Source organism: Pseudomonas sp. P97.38, from assembly GCF_001269745.1.
Taxonomy (GTDB): Bacteria; Pseudomonadota; Gammaproteobacteria; order Pseudomonadales; family Pseudomonadaceae; genus Aquipseudomonas; species Aquipseudomonas chlororaphis_E.
The window spans coordinates 58,054-73,464 of sequence record NZ_LHVJ01000021.1 but is presented as its reverse complement, the minus strand read 5'-3'; the positions used below and the strand labels follow the sequence as shown (position 1 = coordinate 73,464).

The following is a 15,411-nucleotide window of genomic DNA, read 5'->3' as shown; positions in this document are numbered from 1 at the left end:
GGGCCGCTGCGGCGGGCGTCAGGCCGCGCCAGTCTGGTTCTGATAGGCCGAAGCCTCCACCTCCAACCACCAGGCCTGGCCACGGTGCGGATGGGTCAGGGTGAAGGCTTCGCCCATCTGTGGCGTGGTAATGAGCACGTTGCGCTCCCAGGCCAGCGCCAGGATGCGGTCGAAGGGTTCAAACCAGGCATGCATCGCCAGGTCGAATGTGCCGTTATGGATCGGCAGCAGCCAACGCCCACGCAGGTCGATATGAGCCTGCAATGTCTGCTCGGGCTGCATGTGCACGTGAGGCCAGTCGACGTTATAGGCGCCGGTTTCCATCAGGGTCAGGTCAAAGGGGCCGTATCGCTCGCCGATGCGTTTGAAACCGTCGAAGTAACCGGTGTCGCCGCTAAAGAAAATCCGCGTGCCGCCATCGATCATCACCCAGGAAGCCCACAGCGTGCTGTTGCCGTTGAACAGCCCGCGACCGGAAAAATGCTGCGATGGCGTAGGGATGAACTCGATACCGTCCACTTCGGTACTTTGCCACCAATCCAGCTGACGCACCTTGCTGGCCTCGATACCCCATTTGACCAGGATGTCACCCACGCCAAGGGGCGTGAGGAAGTGCCGGGTCTTGGCGGCAAGCTTGAGGATGGCCTGATGGTCGAGGTGGTCGTAATGGTCATGGGAAAGGATCACCGCCTCGATCGGCGGCAGATCCTCCAAGCTGATGGGCGGCTGATGGAAACGCTTGGGGCCGGCCCATTGCACGGGCGATGCACGGTCGGAGAACACCGGGTCGGTGATCCAGAACTTGTCGCGCAGTTTGAGCAGAACCGTGGAATGGCCGAGACGGAACACACTCTGGTTCGGTGCTGCCAGCAGCTCGGCGCGGGTCAGCGGCTGGACCGTGATGGCCCCCGCCGGACGGGTAGTACGCGGCTTGTGGAGGAGCATGTTCCAGATGATGCGCAGCATCTGGCCAAACCCTTCTCGCGGTGTATGGGCGTGATTGTGATACTTCCCTTGTTCGTGTCGGGAGGCCGGATTGGCAGCCGCGTTATCGGTCGTGGAAGAAGGAATACTCATGGTGCGATAACTCCAGGAACGTCGTCGAATTACGCTTCGTCTTTGTGGGACGTTTGATGGCTGCGACGTGCACGCTCAGCCGTTCGCGACAAAACTACACCACTCGGTGTAGTTTCTAGATTGCATGAATCCAGGGAGCAAGTAAACTTCCGAGTGTAATTTGCCCTTCTCAACCGACGAATGCCCATGACCGTACCGCAGCGCCTCACCGAACGAAAACGCGAAGCCATCCTCCAGGCCGCGATTGCCGAATTCCGCATCAACGGTTTCGAGATCACCAGCATGGACAGGATCGCAGCGACGGCAGGCGTGTCGAAACGCACGGTGTACAACCACTTTCCGAGCAAGGAAGAGCTGTTTGCCGAAATCCTGAGCCGGCTATGGGAGAGCATCACCGCTGAACAGGAGATGGCCTACGACCCGTTGGAGCCTTTGCGTGACCAACTGCGTCGGTTGCTGCAAGCCAAGCTGCAACTGTTGTCGGAGGAGAATTTCCTCGATCTGGCGCGTATCGCCATTGCCGCAACCATTCACTCTCCCGAACGAGCCCAAGACATGGTGTCGCGCATGGGCCAGCGTGAAGAAGGCCTCACCACCTGGATTCGCCAAGCCCAGGTCGATGGCCGGCTAAAGCCGGTGGAGCCGGAATTCGCCGCCCAGCAAATGCACGGTTTGATCAAGACCTTCGCCTTCTGGCCACAGATTTCCATGGGGCAACCAAGCCTGACCCATGAGGAGCAAGTGCAGGTGATCGAGTCCGCCCTCGACATGTTCCTGGTTCGCTATCAGGCTTGAGTGCCCTCCACCAGGAGTCGCGTTACGAGGTTCATTGCCCCGAGGGGGTGTTCACGAATTTCTGGTGCATTTCGGTGGTCAGGCTGTCGATGCGCTCGGTCAGTGCCTTGGTCATTTCCGTCAGGCGGGTGTTCTGCTCCAACAATTCGAGCAACTGCGCCGTATTGTGCGCGGCCTGGGCTTGGCGCTCAGTGTTGGCAATGGCCAGGGCTTCGCGATGTTGCGCATCGGCTTCCGCCTGGGCTTTGTCGCGAGCGGCCTGGCGAGTTTGCGCCAGCAGGATCAGCGGTGCGGCGTAGGCCGACTGCAGACTGAACGCCAGATTGAGCAAGATGAACGGATAAGCGTCGAAATGCACGATGCCCGACAGGTTCAAACCTACCCAGATCAGCACGATCAGGGTTTGTGCGCCGAGAAACATCGGCGTGCCGAAAAAACGCGCGAACGCCTCCGCTCGCAACGCAAAGCGATCATTCCCGAAGGTGGGTCCCAGGTGCGCGTGAGGCCGATGAAAACGCAAGTGATCAACAGGGGCTGCGGGGGTGGATGAGTAAGGGGTCGCCATGATGTTCTCCGCCTGGGGCTGGTGCTAAGGGCACTATAACCGCTGGGCGATCATCATCTATCCCGGCACGCTTGGCTCATGAAACATCAGCGCTGCCGCAAATTACGCCCCAACTCGTCGAACAGTGTCACCACCGAACGCAAGGCGCGGCAGTCGGGTCGTGTCAGCAGCCAGAGCGACGTGTCATACCCCGCCAGCGGTTCGCCGAAGGGGATCAGGCCCTGGCCTTCACCGATCAGAAAATCCGGCAACGCGGCGACACCCAGACCGGCCCGCGCCAACTCGGCGACCGAGAGCATGCTGTTGCAGCGATAGGCGGGCATCACGGCGGGCAGGTGTTGTCGACGCCAGGCCACGGTGGGGTGATCGGGGAGGAAGTCGTCCGGCGCGATCCAGGTCAGGGACGCCAAGTCATCCAGATTCGCGCCGGACAGGTAGACCGGACTCCCGCAGACTCGGTAGACGACACCGCCAAGGTGCCGCCCCACCAGATGTTCCGGCGGCGTGCGGGTCAGGCGCAAAGCGATGTCGGCATCGCGACGGCTCAGGTTGGCGAAGTCATTCGACGTACTCAGCTCCAGGTTCAGCGCCGGATATGCGGGCATGAACCGCGCCAGCGCCGGCAACAACAGCGCGTGCAGGACCGAGTCGGAGCACGTCAGGCGCACCGTGCCGCTGACGACCTCGCCGCCCTGCTCCACACCAATACGTGCCGCCTCCAGGGCCTGTTCGGCGCGCTCGGCCTGCTCGGACAGCGTCTGGGCCAGGCTCGTGGGCAGATACCCGGCACGGCTTTTTTCGAACAGGGGTTGGCCCAGGGCCGCCTCGAGCCGACGCACCGAACGAAACACGGTGGACACGTCCACGCCCAGCAACCGCGCCGCCCGAGCCAGCGAGCCACCGCGCACCAACGCCAGGATCAGGGAGAGGTCGGGATAGTCCAGTCGATAGTGCGTGGATGCATTGAACACTTGGGCAAACGCCAATATTGATTGCGTGAACGCCAATCTATAGTGGCCGCCAGCAATCAACAAGCGGCGAGATTTCCATGGTGAACCAGCGTCCTTTGCACATCGCCCTGATCGGCGATCATGACCCACAAATCACGGCCCACCGGGCGATCCCCCTGGCCCTTGAGCAGGCCAGCCAGCAAACAGGCCACGGGCTTCGTTTCCAGTGGCTGGCCACCGACCTGATCGACCACAGTACGCTGATGAACGACTTCGACGGCATCTGGTGCGTACCGGGCAGCCCTTACCGAAACGAAGACGGCGCTTTGCATGCCATTCGGTTTGCCCGTGAACAGCGTCGTCCGTTCCTCGGCACCTGCGGCGGTTTCCAGCATGCGGTGTTGGAATACGCTCGCAACGTGCTGGGGTGGACCGATGCGGCCCACGGCGAGAACTCCCCCGAGGCTGAACGGCTCGTGGTGACGCCGCTGAGCTGCGCCTTGGTCGAAACCCTCGACAGCCTTCAGTTCGACGCGGGGTCACTGATTGCCCGGGCCTACGGACGCCAGACAGCGTTCGAAAGCTATCGCTGCCGCTTCGGGCTCAACCCGGCTTTCGAAAAAGACCTGCTCGGCCAGCGCCTGCACGCCGTCGCCCGGGACTCGACCGGTGACTTGCGCGCGGTGGAGCTGCGCGATCATCCGTTCTTTGTCGCGACATTGTTTCAGCCCGAACGAGCCGCGCTGGAAGGCCGCACGCCGCCGCTGGCGAAGGCATTTGTCGAGGCATGCGCCAAGACCCGCGCCTGAGTGTCACCGGGTATCGATCAACTGGATCTGCGGGGATCAGCCCTCTACGACCAACTGCCGCACCGCTACGATTTCAGGCAGGTCGGTGCGGGTCATGTAGACCCGCAGCGGATCAGTGAGGTTGATCCGGTCGTCGATATGCTGGTCCAGCAGCAGCTGGATCCGCTCGCGCTTGAGGGCCATGGTGCCGTCTGCCACCGGCTCCCAGACAAATTCACAGGTGGGGATGATGCCGTCGTCGGCCACGTCCATGCCGAAGGCGTCTTCGCTGAAACGCACGATGTACTGGCCGGTCTTGCGGTTCAGGCCGACAAAACCCTTGAGCTGGTCGGCGGCCTGGCAGATGAGTGTCGAAGTGGTGCGCATGGTAAACCTCATGGATGCGTCCCCTGGGGACGGCTGATCGATGGTTTACACGCAGGGCGGCGAATGCTGTTTCAAGGTCTCCCTCTGTCGGGGAAACTGGTGCGGCCAAGGGTACTGCAAAGCGGTGCGCCAATGCGTGGGAAAAATCGCTTCGCATACATTTATGTCGGTATGGCGATAGCGCCGACGGCGTTCAGTTGTTAAAAGATAGGTTTTTGCACACCCACGAAAGGAACTCGAGCATGCCCGTCACCTTCACCCGCAGCGCCTTGATGCTGAGCCTGGTGCTCGGCTTCGGCCAGGCCCACGCCACCGAAGCGTCGAGCCCCAAGGCCCTGGCAGCTCGCCAGGGCATCCCTCATCCAGCGGTCATCGCCCACCGTGGCGCCTCGTTCGACGCGCCGGAATCCACCGCGGCTTCCTACACGCTGGCTCGCGACCTGGGGGCGGACTACCTGGAACTGGACCTGCAACGCAGCAAGGATGGCGTGTTGTTCGTGCTGCATGACGACAGCCTGCTGCGCACCACGGACGTCGCGAGCAAATTTCCCGAGCGCAAGGACAGCACCGCCAACGCCTTCACCATGGCAGAGCTCAAGACCCTGGACGCCGGCAGCTGGTTCAACACGGCCTACCCGGACCGCGCGCGCCCCTCGTTCGCCGGCCTGAAGATCCTGACCCTCGATGAAGTGATCGACATTGCCGAAGGCAACCCGCAGCACAAACCGGGGCTGTACATCGAAACCAAGGAGCCGAAGCTGTTCCCCGGCATCGAGCGTGACCTCAAGGACAAGTTGCAGGACCGTGGCTGGCTGAGTCCGTCCGGGTCCAAGCTCGCCAAGAGCGCCACCGGCGTCGGCCAAGGCAAGGGCAAGGTGGTCTTGCAAACCTTCGAGAAGAGCAGCCTCGAACTGTTGCAAAAAGAGATGCCGAAGGTGCCGAAGATCCTCTTGCTGTGGGTCGGCGAAGGCAACATCGAACCCAAGTCCAAGGTGTCGTTTGCCGAGTCCGGGGAAACCGACAAAGCGACCTACTACGCCAAACAGGAGCCCAAGGACAAGGCCGAGTTCGAGAAATGGGTCCAGTACGCCAAGGCCCAGGGCGCCATCGGCACCGGGCCGTCCGCCGCACTGACCCATGGCGGTAGCCAGAGTTACGCGGACCTGGTCAAACCCTGGATGAACCAGTACACCCATGACCAGGGCCTGCTGGTGCACGTCTACACCGTGGATGAGGCAGTGGACTTCAAGAAAGTGCTGGATGCCGGCGTCGATGGCATCTTTACCAACCGCGCCAGTGAACTGCTCAAGTACTTCAAGCGTCCCGAGACTGGCAGCGTGGCACAACTGCTGAACAAGAACGGATATTGAAACCGAAGAGGCCTGCGGGGAACCACAGGCCTCTGGGTGCATTCCAAGTTATTGCAAATTAAGGGTGAATTAAGTTGCCAGCGTTAGCCTGAACCCACTTAAACGAATCACCCCTTTAATGACACAAGGAAAGCACTTATGAAAACGTTGACTGCCCTCTTTACCGCCGCTGCCCTGACCCTCACCGCCGGCCTGGCCCAAGCCGACGTCCGGATCGACCAGATTCCCCAATTGGTCAAGGAAGGCAAAATCAAGTCCCTTGAGTCGATGAACGCAGAAGCCCTGAAGTTGCACCCGGGCGCGACCATCACCGACACCGACCTGGACAATCACTTCAACGGTTATGAATATGAAGTTGAACTGAAGACCGCCGACGGCAAAGAGTTCGACGTCGACTTCGACGCCACCACCGGCAAAGTCCTGAGCAACAAACAAGACACTTGATTGACCTGCAAAAAGAGCCGCGCAACTTCCCGTTGCGCGGCTCTTTTTTTTGCCTGGATCCAACCTGTCAGGCCCCTCACAACTGTCACAAAACCATCAAGAAAGCTTGCGATGATGCCACTCAAGTGAACCTGTAGCCGCGACAGGCACTTCCCGCCAGCGAGCCTTCATGAATCACAGCATCGATCAAAGCCACCGCGATCCGGACCTGTTCGGCCTGCTCTACGGGTTTCGTTTCCGTCCCGGCCAGCGTGGACAGGAAATCGACTCGGCCCAGGCCCTGCGAAGCCTGCAACACCCCCAGGACGCCGATGAGTTCCTCTGGCTGCACCTGAACCTGGCCCATGCCGCGTGCGAGCGCTGGATGAAAAGTCACCTGGCCTTGCCACAGGAATTCTTCGAAGCCCTGCACGAAGGCTCGCGCTCGACCCGCATCGAACACGTGGATTCAGCGCTGCTGGCGGTGGTGAACGACGTGGTGTTCAACCTCAGCAACCTGGTGTCTTCGGACGTCTCCACGTTGTGGGTGTGCGTTCACAGCCGTTTGATCGTCAGCGCCCGTCTGCAACCCCTGCACTCGGTCGACAAGCTGCGCTCCTCGGTCAAGGCTGGCGAATGCTTTCGCTCACCACTGGAGTTGCTCGTGCACCTGCTGCGCGACCAGGGTGAAGTACTGACCCAGATCGTGCGCAAGACCAGCCTAGGCGTCGACCAGATCGAAGATCAGTTGCTGTCTTCGCGCCTGTCCACCAACCGCGCCGAGCTGGGCAGCCAGCGCCGGGTGCTGGTGCGCCTGCAACGCCTGCTGGCGCTGGAGCCGGGTTCGTTGCTGCGCCTGCTCAACCGCCCGCCGCAGTGGTTGCAGAAAGAAGATGTCAAGGAGCTGCGCAAATCCACCGAGGAATTCGCCCTGATCATCAACGACCTGACCGCGCTGGGCGAGCGGATCAAGCTGTTGCAGGAAGAGATCGCCGCCAACCTCAATGAACAGAGCAACCGTACCCTGTTCACCCTGACGGTGGTCACGGTGCTGGCCTTGCCCATCAACATCATTGCCGGTTTCTTCGGCATGAACGTCGGCGGCGTGCCGTTGGCCACCGATCCCGAAGGTTTCTGGATCCTCGTGGCACTGGTGGCGACCTTCACCCTGATCGCCGGTCGCTGGGCATTTCGCAAGCGACGCGACTATTGAGCCGGTGGCGAGGGCGCTGGTTCGCGCTTGAGCGCGAAGCGCTCACAAACAGGGCCGCTGCCTAGCCCTGCCGGAGCAAACGCCCGCGCCACGGAGCATCAGGCACTCAACCGCGCCGTCACTTCATTCAACTGCCCCGACAGGCCATGCAGGTCGCGGCTGGCCGCTTCGGTGCGTTGCACGTTGTCCTGGTTGGTGCTGGCAATGCAGGTGATTTCGGTCAGGTTGCGTGAAATGTCTTCGGCCACCGACGTCTGTTCTTCCGCCGCGGTGGCGATCTGGCGGTTCATGTCCCGGATCGCTTCGACGGCCTCGGTGATGCGTTCGAGCATGGCGCCCGCCTGGGTCACCTGCTCCACGCTTTCTTCACTGCGCGACTGCCCGCTCTCGATGGCCTGGGCCGCGTCCACCGCACCGGTTTGCACGGTCTGGATGATCTGGTTGATCTCGATGATCGACGAGGCCGTGCGCTGGGCCAGGCTGCGGACTTCATCGGCCACCACCGCGAAACCGCGCCCGGCCTCACCAGCACGGGCCGCTTCAATAGCAGCGTTGAGGGCCAGCAGGTTGGTCTGCTCGGCGATGCCGCGGATCACTTCCAGCACCTTGCCAATGCGACCGCTGTCGGTTTCCAGACGACGAATCACCGTGGCCGTGTTGGCGATCTCACCTCGCATCCGGGTGATGGTGTGGATGGTCCCCTGCATGACCTTCTCGCCTTGTTGGGCCGAGTGGTCGGCATCATCGGCCGCCCGCGCCGCGTCGGCGGCATGGCGAGCGACTTCCTGGGCCGTGGCGGACATTTCGTTCATTGCCGTCGCCACCTGGTCGGTCCGTTCGAATTGTTCATGGGTGCCTTGGCTCATCAGGCTGGCGATAGCATTGAGCTCACCGCTGGCGCTGTCCAGTTCCGTGGCACTGCGTTGCAGGCGAGTGAACGTCTCGGCGAGGAAGTCACGCAGGGTATTGGCCGCGAGGGCCAGGTCACCCAATTCGTCGCGACGGTGGCTCACCACACGGTCGGTGAAACGCCCGTGACTCAGTTGGGTCACGTACGCGATCAGGCTGCGGATCGGCTGCACCAGATTGCGATTGACCAACCACAGGCTGAACAGACCGATCAACAGGCCCGACACCAGCATGACCGCAATGCCGGACAAGATCGTGCGATCGGCACCGGCACTGATCAGCAGCGATTGCTCGTTGCCCAGCGTGTGCAACTCGATCACCAGCTCACTCATTTGCTCGCTGGCCGCACGGTCCACGCCCTTGACGGCCGCATCGCCCGCCGCGGCATCGCCGCCCGCGGCCACGAATGCATCACGTCCTTTCTGGTAGGCGGCCCCCAGTTGGAGGTGTTCTTTGCGCAACTGCTCGATGCGCGTCTTGATGTTCGCCGGCACGCCTTGTTCGCGCGCGATCAATTGATCCAGGATGCCCTGGACGTCACGCTGGCGTTCCTCGAATTGCTTCCAGTACTTCTCCAGGTCCGCCGGTTGCTTGCCGCGCAGCAGGACGTTCTTCCACTCCTGGACCTGGACCTTGAACTGCAGGTTGGCTTCGTCGATCAACTGCGAGGCATGCAAAGGCCCGTCGATCAGGCGCCGATAGTCCTGAAGGCCATTGGAAAGAAAATGAAAGGACGCCAGGGCGATCAGCAGCATCGCCAGCAGGCTGCCACCCAGCAAGGCAAGGATCTGGGCTCTCAAGGATTTTTGCAGGAGCATGGAACGCAATCTCCGGGAATGATAAAGCCAGGCCCACGGCCTGGTACGTCTAGACCGTCCCTGTCTCGCGCAAACGGCGTCATGGCATGCATGCGCGGATAGCTGTCTTGGCCATCGGCCTGACAGCCCCGATCTTGAGCCTTCGCACACGCCGCCCGTCCGATTGGCGGCGGTCTTCGTAGGTCCTTCGACAAGCTCGCCTTGACCTGTCCAGACAATCCCATCTGTCGGTGCAACAGGATTTAAAAGTCTTTTTGTCATTTCTCCTGCTGTATCCTGCCCAGGCTTTTTTAAAAGCGCGGATCTACCAGATCTATCCACAGACTTTGCGAGGAGCGCGATATGCACGAGATCCCTAATCTCCCCTTCCCAAGCCTGCACGACACTGAGCAGACGACCACGCTACAAGCCGGGGGGCCAGCAGACGCCCAGCAACCCGACCCCAAAGAAGCCACTGAACGCCGCCAGGCCGACAGCCAAGACTGATCCACCGCGTAACCAGACCGTGTGGAAAGCGCTAAGATGCGCTTTCCACACTGCCTGAATCCGAGCCCTGCGATGACCGATGACACCTCCCCCTTCAGCGAAGCCCAGGCCAGCGTACTGATCGGCACCGCCGAAAAAATGGTCGAGATCTGGACGCGCTTGTCGCCTGAAAAACAAGCCGCGCTGCTGGCCCGTTTCGGCACCGAGGAAAACGCCCTGGCCGCCCTGGTCACCAGTCACCTGGTCAGCGGACAAGGCACTGACTGAACAAGCCGCCGGGCAAATAGTTTTACTTTTCCGCACCCTGCCCCCACGGTCGCCGTTATCATAAGCAGCCTATCTATTGTTGCTGCTCCGTGGACCCTTTCCCCATGTCAGATTCCCAGCGCCCCCTGGCGGTCACGCTGCAAGTTGTTTCCATCGTCCTGTTCACCTTCATTGGTTACCTGAACGTCGGTATCCCGCTCGCCGTGCTGCCCGGGTACGTCCATGGCGAGCTGGGTTTCGGTGCGGTCATTGCCGGGCTGGTGATCAGCGTCCAGTACCTCGCCACCCTGCTCAGCCGCCCTTACGCCGGCCGGATCATCGATAACCTGGGAAGCAAGCGCGCAGTCATGATCGGCCTGGCCGGTTGCGGTCTGAGCGGGGTGTTCATGCTGGTGTCGGCCTGGACGCCGAGCCTGCCGATGCTCAGCCTGGCCAGCCTGTTCATCGGCCGCCTGGTGCTGGGCAGCGCCGAAAGCCTGGTGGGCTCGGGCTCCATCGGCTGGGGTATTGGCCGGGTCGGCGCGGCGAATACCGCCAAGGTCATCTCCTGGAACGGCATTGCCAGCTACGGTGCGCTGGCGATCGGCGCGCCGCTGGGGGTGTGGCTGGTCAATACGCTGGGACTGTGGAGCATGGGCGTCAGCATTATCCTGCTGGCCTCGTTGGGCCTGGCACTGGCCTGGCCGAAACTGGCCGCGCCCATCGTCGCCGGTGAACGCCTGCCCTTCATGCACGTGCTGGGTCGCGTCCTGCCCCATGGCTGCGGCCTGGCCCTGGGCTCCATCGGGTTTGGCACCATCGCCACCTTCATCACCCTGTACTACGCCACCCAGCATTGGGAAAACGCCGTGCTCTGCCTGAGCCTGTTCGGCGCCAGCTTCATTGGTGCGCGGCTGTTGTTCGGCAACCTGATCAACCGCCTGGGTGGCTTTCGCGTGGCGATTGCCTGCCTGTCGGTGGAGGTCCTGGGGCTGTTGCTGCTATGGCTGGCGCCCGATGCCCACTGGGCGTTGGCGGGGGCGGCGTTGAGCGGTTTCGGTTTTTCCCTGGTGTTCCCGGCGCTGGGGGTGGAGGCGGTCAACCTGGTGCCGGCGTCCAGTCGCGGCGCGGCGGTGGGTGCCTATTCGTTGTTCATCGACCTGTCACTGGGGATCACCGGTCCCTTGGCCGGTGCCATTGCCGCAGGCTTTGGCTTCGCGTCGATCTTCCTGTTCGCGGCGCTGGCCGCCTTGGGCGGGTTGGCCCTGAGCGTGTACTTGTACCGGCAAGCGCCAAGGCAGCGCGAGGCTCGGACGCACAACTAGAAATCCACCTTGCCGCGTCCGGCCTTGATCGAGCCGCGCTTGCTCTTGGATTCCAGCCGACGTTTCTTCGAGCCCAGCGTCGGTTTGGTGGGACGTCGCTTCTTCTCGACCTTGGTGGCCCCGAGGATCAGCTCGACCAGGCGCTCCAGCGCATCGGCCCGGTTCTGTTCCTGGGTGCGGTATTGCTGGGCCTTGATGATCAACACACCGTCACTGGTGATGCGGCTGTCGCGCAGGGCCAGCAACCGTTCCTTGTAGAACTCGGGCAAGGACGAAGCCGGGATGTCGAAGCGCAGGTGCACGGCGCTGGACACCTTGTTGACGTTCTGCCCCCCGGCGCCCTGGGCGCGGATGGCCGTCAGCTCGATCTCGGCGTCGGGAATGTGCACGGTGTTGGAAATCGCCAGCATTGGGAAAAGGTCCGGTATTCAGGCCCCCAAGAATACCCCGAATCGCCAGCGCAACACCTATCCTGCTGTGGCAGCGGGCTTGCTCGCGAAAGCGCTGTGTCAGTCAATGACGCATTGAATGTAACGACGCTTTCGCGAGCAAGCCCGCTCCCACAAAGGATCGCGTGAGCCAGAAACACCAGACCCGGCACGCGGCCGGGTCTGGTGTTTTTTCAGAGCGCTTACTTGGCCGCCGCCACGGCCAGTTCCTGGCGGGCACTGCGCTTGTTCTTGATCACGTAGCACACCCCCATGAACGCCAGCCACACCGGAATCGCGTACACCGAGACCTGGATGCCGGGGATCAGCAACATCACGCCAAGGATGAACACCACGAACGCCAGGCAGATGTAGTTGCCGTAGGGATACCACAGCGCCTTGAACAGCGGCACCTGGCCGGTCTGGTTCATGTGCTGGCGGAACTTGAAGTGCGAGTAGCTGATCATCGCCCAGTTGATCACCAGGGTCGCAACCACCAGCGACATCAGCAGCTCCAGCGCGTGTTGCGGGATCAGGTAGTTCAACAGCACCGCCACCAGCGTGATCGCCGCCGACGCCAGGATCGAGCGCACTGGCACGCCGCGCTTGTCGATCTTGGCCAGGGCCCGTGGAGCATCGCCCTGCTCGGCCATGCCCAGCAGCATGCGGCTGTTGCAGTAGGTGCCGCTGTTGTACACCGACAGCGCAGCGGTCAGGACCACGAAGTTGAGGATGTGCGCCGCCGTGTTGCTGCCCAGCATCGAGAACACCTGCACGAACGGGCTGCCGCTGTAGGCGTCGCCGGAAGCGTTGAGGGTGCTCAGCAGGCTGTCCCAAGGCGTCAGGGACAACAGCACCACCAGGGCGCCGATGTAGAAAATCAGGATCCGGTAGATCACCTGGTTGATGGCCTTGGGGATCACGGTTTTCGGCTTGTCGGCCTCGGCGGCGGTGAAGCCGAGCATTTCCAGGCCACCGAAGGAGAACATGATGATCGCCATGGCCATCACCAGGCCGCTGACGCCATTGGGGAAGAACCCACCGTGCGACCACAGGTTGGTCACCGACGCTTGCGGCCCGCCATGGCCGCTGACCAGCAGATAGCTGCCCAGGGCAATCATGCCGACAATCGCCACCACCTTGATGATGGCGAACCAGAACTCGGCCTCGCCGAACACCTTGACGTTGGCCAGGTTGATGGCGTTGATCAGGATGAAGAACGCGGCCGCCGAAGCCCAGGTCGGAATGTCCGGCGCCCAGTAGTGGATGTACTTGCCCACCGCGGTCAGCTCGGACATGCCCACCAGGATGTAGAGGATCCAGCAGTTCCAACCCGACAGGAAGCCGGCGAAACCGCCCCAATACTTGTGGGCAAAATGACTGAAGGACCCGGCCACCGGCTCTTCGACGATCATCTCGCCCAACTGGCGCATGATCATGAAGGCGATGAAGCCGCAGATGGCATAGCCGAGGATCATCGACGGACCGGCCGACTTCAGCACCCCGGCCGAACCCAGGAACAGACCGGTACCGATGGCGCCGCCGAGGGCGATCAATTGGATATGGCGATTTTTCAGGCCGCGTTTCAGCTCGCCTGAATGCGAGTTTTGTCCACTCATGAAAAGGGTCTCACGCAAGGTTTGATGATGTTCGTAGGACGTTGCCGCTCAAATGGATTTCAAGCAGCGCCCATCAAACCCCAGCGCAGGCACCAGGAATTCAGCGTATTTACAACGGTCATGCGTCACCTGTTTGTTTTTATCTGTGACGAAATCGAACCCGACACGCTTGTGACGTGGCGGAATGAGCAAGGCGGATAACCTTGAAGGTGCGTGGGTACGCGAAGGGTCACAGTAAAACGCGGCGCATTGTACACCGCCGACCTTTTGCCGCCAGACACCCTCACAAGGCATGGCTCGCATCTGACCCTGCCCCAGGAGCGGAAACAAGGCGCCTCATTCCCTGGAAAACCCCGTTTGAAGGGCTTGATGGAAGCTTTTTCTTACATTCGTCGGTACAGGTGTTTGGGATCGACGCGGCAATGGCTTTTCGTCAGCTTTTCTTTACAAGGCGTAACGCATTTTTTCCATGTAGGAAATTTCTGTCATCCGTCTGGAAATTGACGGTAGGAAGCTAGCTAATGAATAAACCCCACAGCCAATTGTTTTAACTCAGCAAAAAATCCCGCCGAAAATGGAACAAAAAGTTCATCTGAAAAAATAAAAATTATTTTTTGCATTACAAAAAACCCTCGACTAGGTTTTCACCGACTTGCCAAGGCATCGTGCCGACAAGTTTTGCGGTGCCGCCTGCGGCCAGTTTCCACTCGCCGATCGGCCCGCTCATTTCCGTAAAAGTCCTCTAGGAGATTCACTATGCAAACACTGGACAAAGACTTGGAAACCGAACTGCAACTGGACGAATGGTTTGAAGCGCCAACCCATGAAGCCGCTGTTGAAATGATGCAAGCCGACGCGGTCGTTCCGTTCGGCACGGCGATGTGGCCTCTGTAGGCACAGCCCGGCGGAGGCGGTCCGGCCGGTCGACTCCGCCACTTTTTGCCGTTGTCAGGGAAGCCAAATAGATTCGTCAGGGAAGAACAAGCATGGACACACAACGAGCCATCTCACATTTCCTTTACTACCTCGATCACCATCCAGCCCTGGCCGGCATCCAGCCCGCCAAGGTCTTGCTCGGCCACACCGCCGACTACGAGGCACTGACCGGCGCCATCGTCGAACAGGGGGGCAGCGGTTCACCTTTGCAGTTCAGTGCCATGCGCCTGGACCTCGAATCCACGGAGCGCCTGTCCAAGGCCATTGCCGACAGCGATCTGTACATTTTCTTCTACGACTCCTCCACCCTGCCCAACCCCCGCCCGGACGGCCCGGACTTTGTTCGCGCGCTGCAAGGCGTGATGGCGGACAACTGGAGGAAATCGCTGCTGTTCAAGGACTACGGCGATTATTTCTACGACACCTTCAGCGTCATCCCCCAGCGGATCGCCGGGCTCAACAGTCACCTGATCCGGCGCATGTCCCAAGCCACGACGTTGAGCTTCCAGGATGAGCACGGCTCGTATTTCGACACGGCCCTGGACAGCGTGAAGAAGTGGACCGACATCAACGGCGTGGGCAACTACGACCTGGCCCCCGGTGAAATCGCCACTCACAGCGACACCATCAACGGCCGGGTCAAATTCGTCGGCACGTTCCTCAGCACCATCCCGTTTGCGCGCAAGTACGGTGTGCTGCAATCGCCGCTGGAGCTGTGGATCGAAGACTCCACCATCCAGAAAATTGCCACCGACGTGCCGGGCCTGGAACACGACTTCAACAAATACCTGGACGCCAATCCGTCCAACCGTCGCATCGAGGAACTGGGAATCGGCACCAATGAAGGGATCAAGAGCCTGTACGCGCGCAACGCCGGCTTCGAGGAACGTCATTGCGGCCTGCACCTGGGGCTAGGCGGCGGGGCCAAGGGCAGCCATCACCTGGACCTGATTTTCGAAAGTGGTGTGCTGGCGCTGGACAATGAAGCGATGTTCGATGGGCGGTTTGTGCTTTAGAAGCCACTTTAAGGGCAGCTTCAGGCGGCAAGCGAGGGAGGTCTGGCAAAGAGTGGTTGA

The 15,411-nt window shown here is 61.1% G+C and carries 16 protein-coding genes and 1 pseudogene; 9 read left to right on the top strand and 8 right to left on the bottom strand.

Going from position 1 to position 15,411, the window contains the following annotated elements; translation table 11 throughout:
- Window positions 1-18: 18 nt before the first annotated feature.
- Entirely contained in the window at window positions 19-1,077 is a 1,059-nt protein-coding gene (locus tag AD664_RS17195; RefSeq protein ID WP_053148125.1) for an MBL fold metallo-hydrolase, read from the bottom strand.
- A gap of 186 nt (window positions 1,078-1,263) precedes the next feature.
- Between AD664_RS17195 and AD664_RS17190 the strand changes: the two genes are divergently transcribed.
- Window positions 1,264-1,872, top strand: a complete 609-nt coding sequence (locus AD664_RS17190; protein WP_053148123.1) for a TetR/AcrR family transcriptional regulator — start codon at window positions 1,264-1,266, stop codon at window positions 1,870-1,872.
- 31 nt (window positions 1,873-1,903) lie between these two features.
- Here AD664_RS17190 and AD664_RS17185 read toward each other — a convergent pair whose 3' ends face one another.
- Entirely contained in the window at window positions 1,904-2,437 is a 534-nt protein-coding gene (locus AD664_RS17185; protein WP_053148121.1) for a DUF1003 domain-containing protein, read from the bottom strand.
- Between the two features lie 86 nt (window positions 2,438-2,523).
- Complete coding sequence (locus tag AD664_RS17180) at window positions 2,524-3,471, bottom strand: LysR family transcriptional regulator (protein ID WP_053148119.1); 948 nt, start codon at window positions 3,469-3,471, stop codon at window positions 2,524-2,526.
- Between the two features lie 14 nt (window positions 3,472-3,485).
- Here AD664_RS17180 and AD664_RS17175 point away from each other — a divergent pair, with 14 nt between their 5' ends.
- Complete coding sequence (locus AD664_RS17175) at window positions 3,486-4,196, top strand: CTP synthase (RefSeq protein ID WP_053148117.1); 711 nt, start codon at window positions 3,486-3,488, stop codon at window positions 4,194-4,196.
- Between the two features lie 36 nt (window positions 4,197-4,232).
- Here the strand turns inward: AD664_RS17175 and AD664_RS17170 are convergent, their stop codons facing one another.
- A complete protein-coding gene (locus AD664_RS17170; protein ID WP_053148115.1) occupies window positions 4,233-4,562 on the bottom strand; it encodes a DUF2025 family protein in 330 nt (109 codons plus the stop codon).
- Between the two features lie 242 nt (window positions 4,563-4,804).
- Here AD664_RS17170 and AD664_RS17165 point away from each other — a divergent pair, with 242 nt between their 5' ends.
- From AD664_RS17165 to AD664_RS17155, 3 genes are all read left to right on the top strand, one after another.
- On the top strand, window positions 4,805-5,932 hold the full coding sequence (locus tag AD664_RS17165; protein WP_053148113.1) for a glycerophosphodiester phosphodiesterase: 1,128 nt from the start codon (window positions 4,805-4,807) through the stop codon (window positions 5,930-5,932).
- Between the two features lie 138 nt (window positions 5,933-6,070).
- Window positions 6,071-6,376: a PepSY domain-containing protein gene (locus tag AD664_RS17160; RefSeq protein ID WP_053148111.1), complete on the top strand. Its 306-nt coding sequence runs from the start codon at window positions 6,071-6,073 to the stop codon at window positions 6,374-6,376.
- Window positions 6,377-6,545: 169 nt separating this feature from the next.
- Entirely contained in the window at window positions 6,546-7,568 is a 1,023-nt protein-coding gene (locus AD664_RS17155; protein ID WP_042729493.1) for a transporter, read from the top strand.
- Between the two features lie 98 nt (window positions 7,569-7,666).
- Here AD664_RS17155 and AD664_RS28230 read toward each other — a convergent pair whose 3' ends face one another.
- Together AD664_RS28230 and AD664_RS28225 are read right to left on the bottom strand one after the other, a co-directional pair.
- On the bottom strand, window positions 7,667-8,371 hold the full coding sequence (locus AD664_RS28230; RefSeq protein ID WP_371260965.1) for a methyl-accepting chemotaxis protein: 705 nt from the start codon (window positions 8,369-8,371) through the stop codon (window positions 7,667-7,669).
- Window positions 8,372-8,599: 228 nt separating this feature from the next.
- Window positions 8,600-8,710 (bottom strand): annotated as a pseudogene (locus AD664_RS28225) (hypothetical protein); the annotation flags it as partial.
- A gap of 1,107 nt (window positions 8,711-9,817) precedes the next feature.
- Between AD664_RS28225 and AD664_RS17145 the strand changes: the two are divergent.
- Together AD664_RS17145 and AD664_RS17140 are read left to right on the top strand one after the other, a co-directional pair.
- Window positions 9,818-10,048 carry a hypothetical protein gene (locus tag AD664_RS17145; RefSeq protein WP_083454215.1) on the top strand — a complete coding sequence of 77 codons (231 nt, stop codon included), beginning with the start codon at window positions 9,818-9,820 and terminating at the stop codon, window positions 10,046-10,048.
- A gap of 104 nt (window positions 10,049-10,152) precedes the next feature.
- On the top strand, window positions 10,153-11,352 hold the full coding sequence (locus tag AD664_RS17140) for an MFS transporter (protein WP_053148107.1): 1,200 nt from the start codon (window positions 10,153-10,155) through the stop codon (window positions 11,350-11,352).
- On the opposite strand, the gene arfB is transcribed toward AD664_RS17140, so the two are convergent.
- Both arfB and AD664_RS17130 read right to left on the bottom strand, forming a co-directional pair.
- A complete protein-coding gene (gene arfB / locus AD664_RS17135; RefSeq protein ID WP_053148106.1) occupies window positions 11,349-11,762 on the bottom strand; it encodes an alternative ribosome rescue aminoacyl-tRNA hydrolase ArfB in 414 nt (137 codons plus the stop codon). The two genes, AD664_RS17140 and arfB, sit on opposite strands and share 4 nt — an antisense overlap.
- A 221-nt stretch (window positions 11,763-11,983) precedes the next feature.
- Window positions 11,984-13,399 (bottom strand): amino acid permease, encoded by a 1,416-nt coding sequence (locus AD664_RS17130; RefSeq protein WP_047736580.1) that lies wholly within the window; start codon window positions 13,397-13,399, stop codon window positions 11,984-11,986.
- 756 nt (window positions 13,400-14,155) lie between these two features.
- On the opposite strand from AD664_RS17130, the gene AD664_RS27685 reads away from it, so the two are divergent.
- Both AD664_RS27685 and AD664_RS17120 read left to right on the top strand, forming a co-directional pair.
- Window positions 14,156-14,293, top strand: a complete 138-nt coding sequence (locus AD664_RS27685) for a hypothetical protein (protein WP_042729498.1) — start codon at window positions 14,156-14,158, stop codon at window positions 14,291-14,293.
- A gap of 92 nt (window positions 14,294-14,385) precedes the next feature.
- Window positions 14,386-15,351, top strand: coding sequence for a leucyl aminopeptidase (locus tag AD664_RS17120; RefSeq protein ID WP_053148104.1), 966 nt, complete (start codon window positions 14,386-14,388; stop codon window positions 15,349-15,351).
- The last annotated feature ends 60 nt before the right edge of the window (window positions 15,352-15,411 follow it).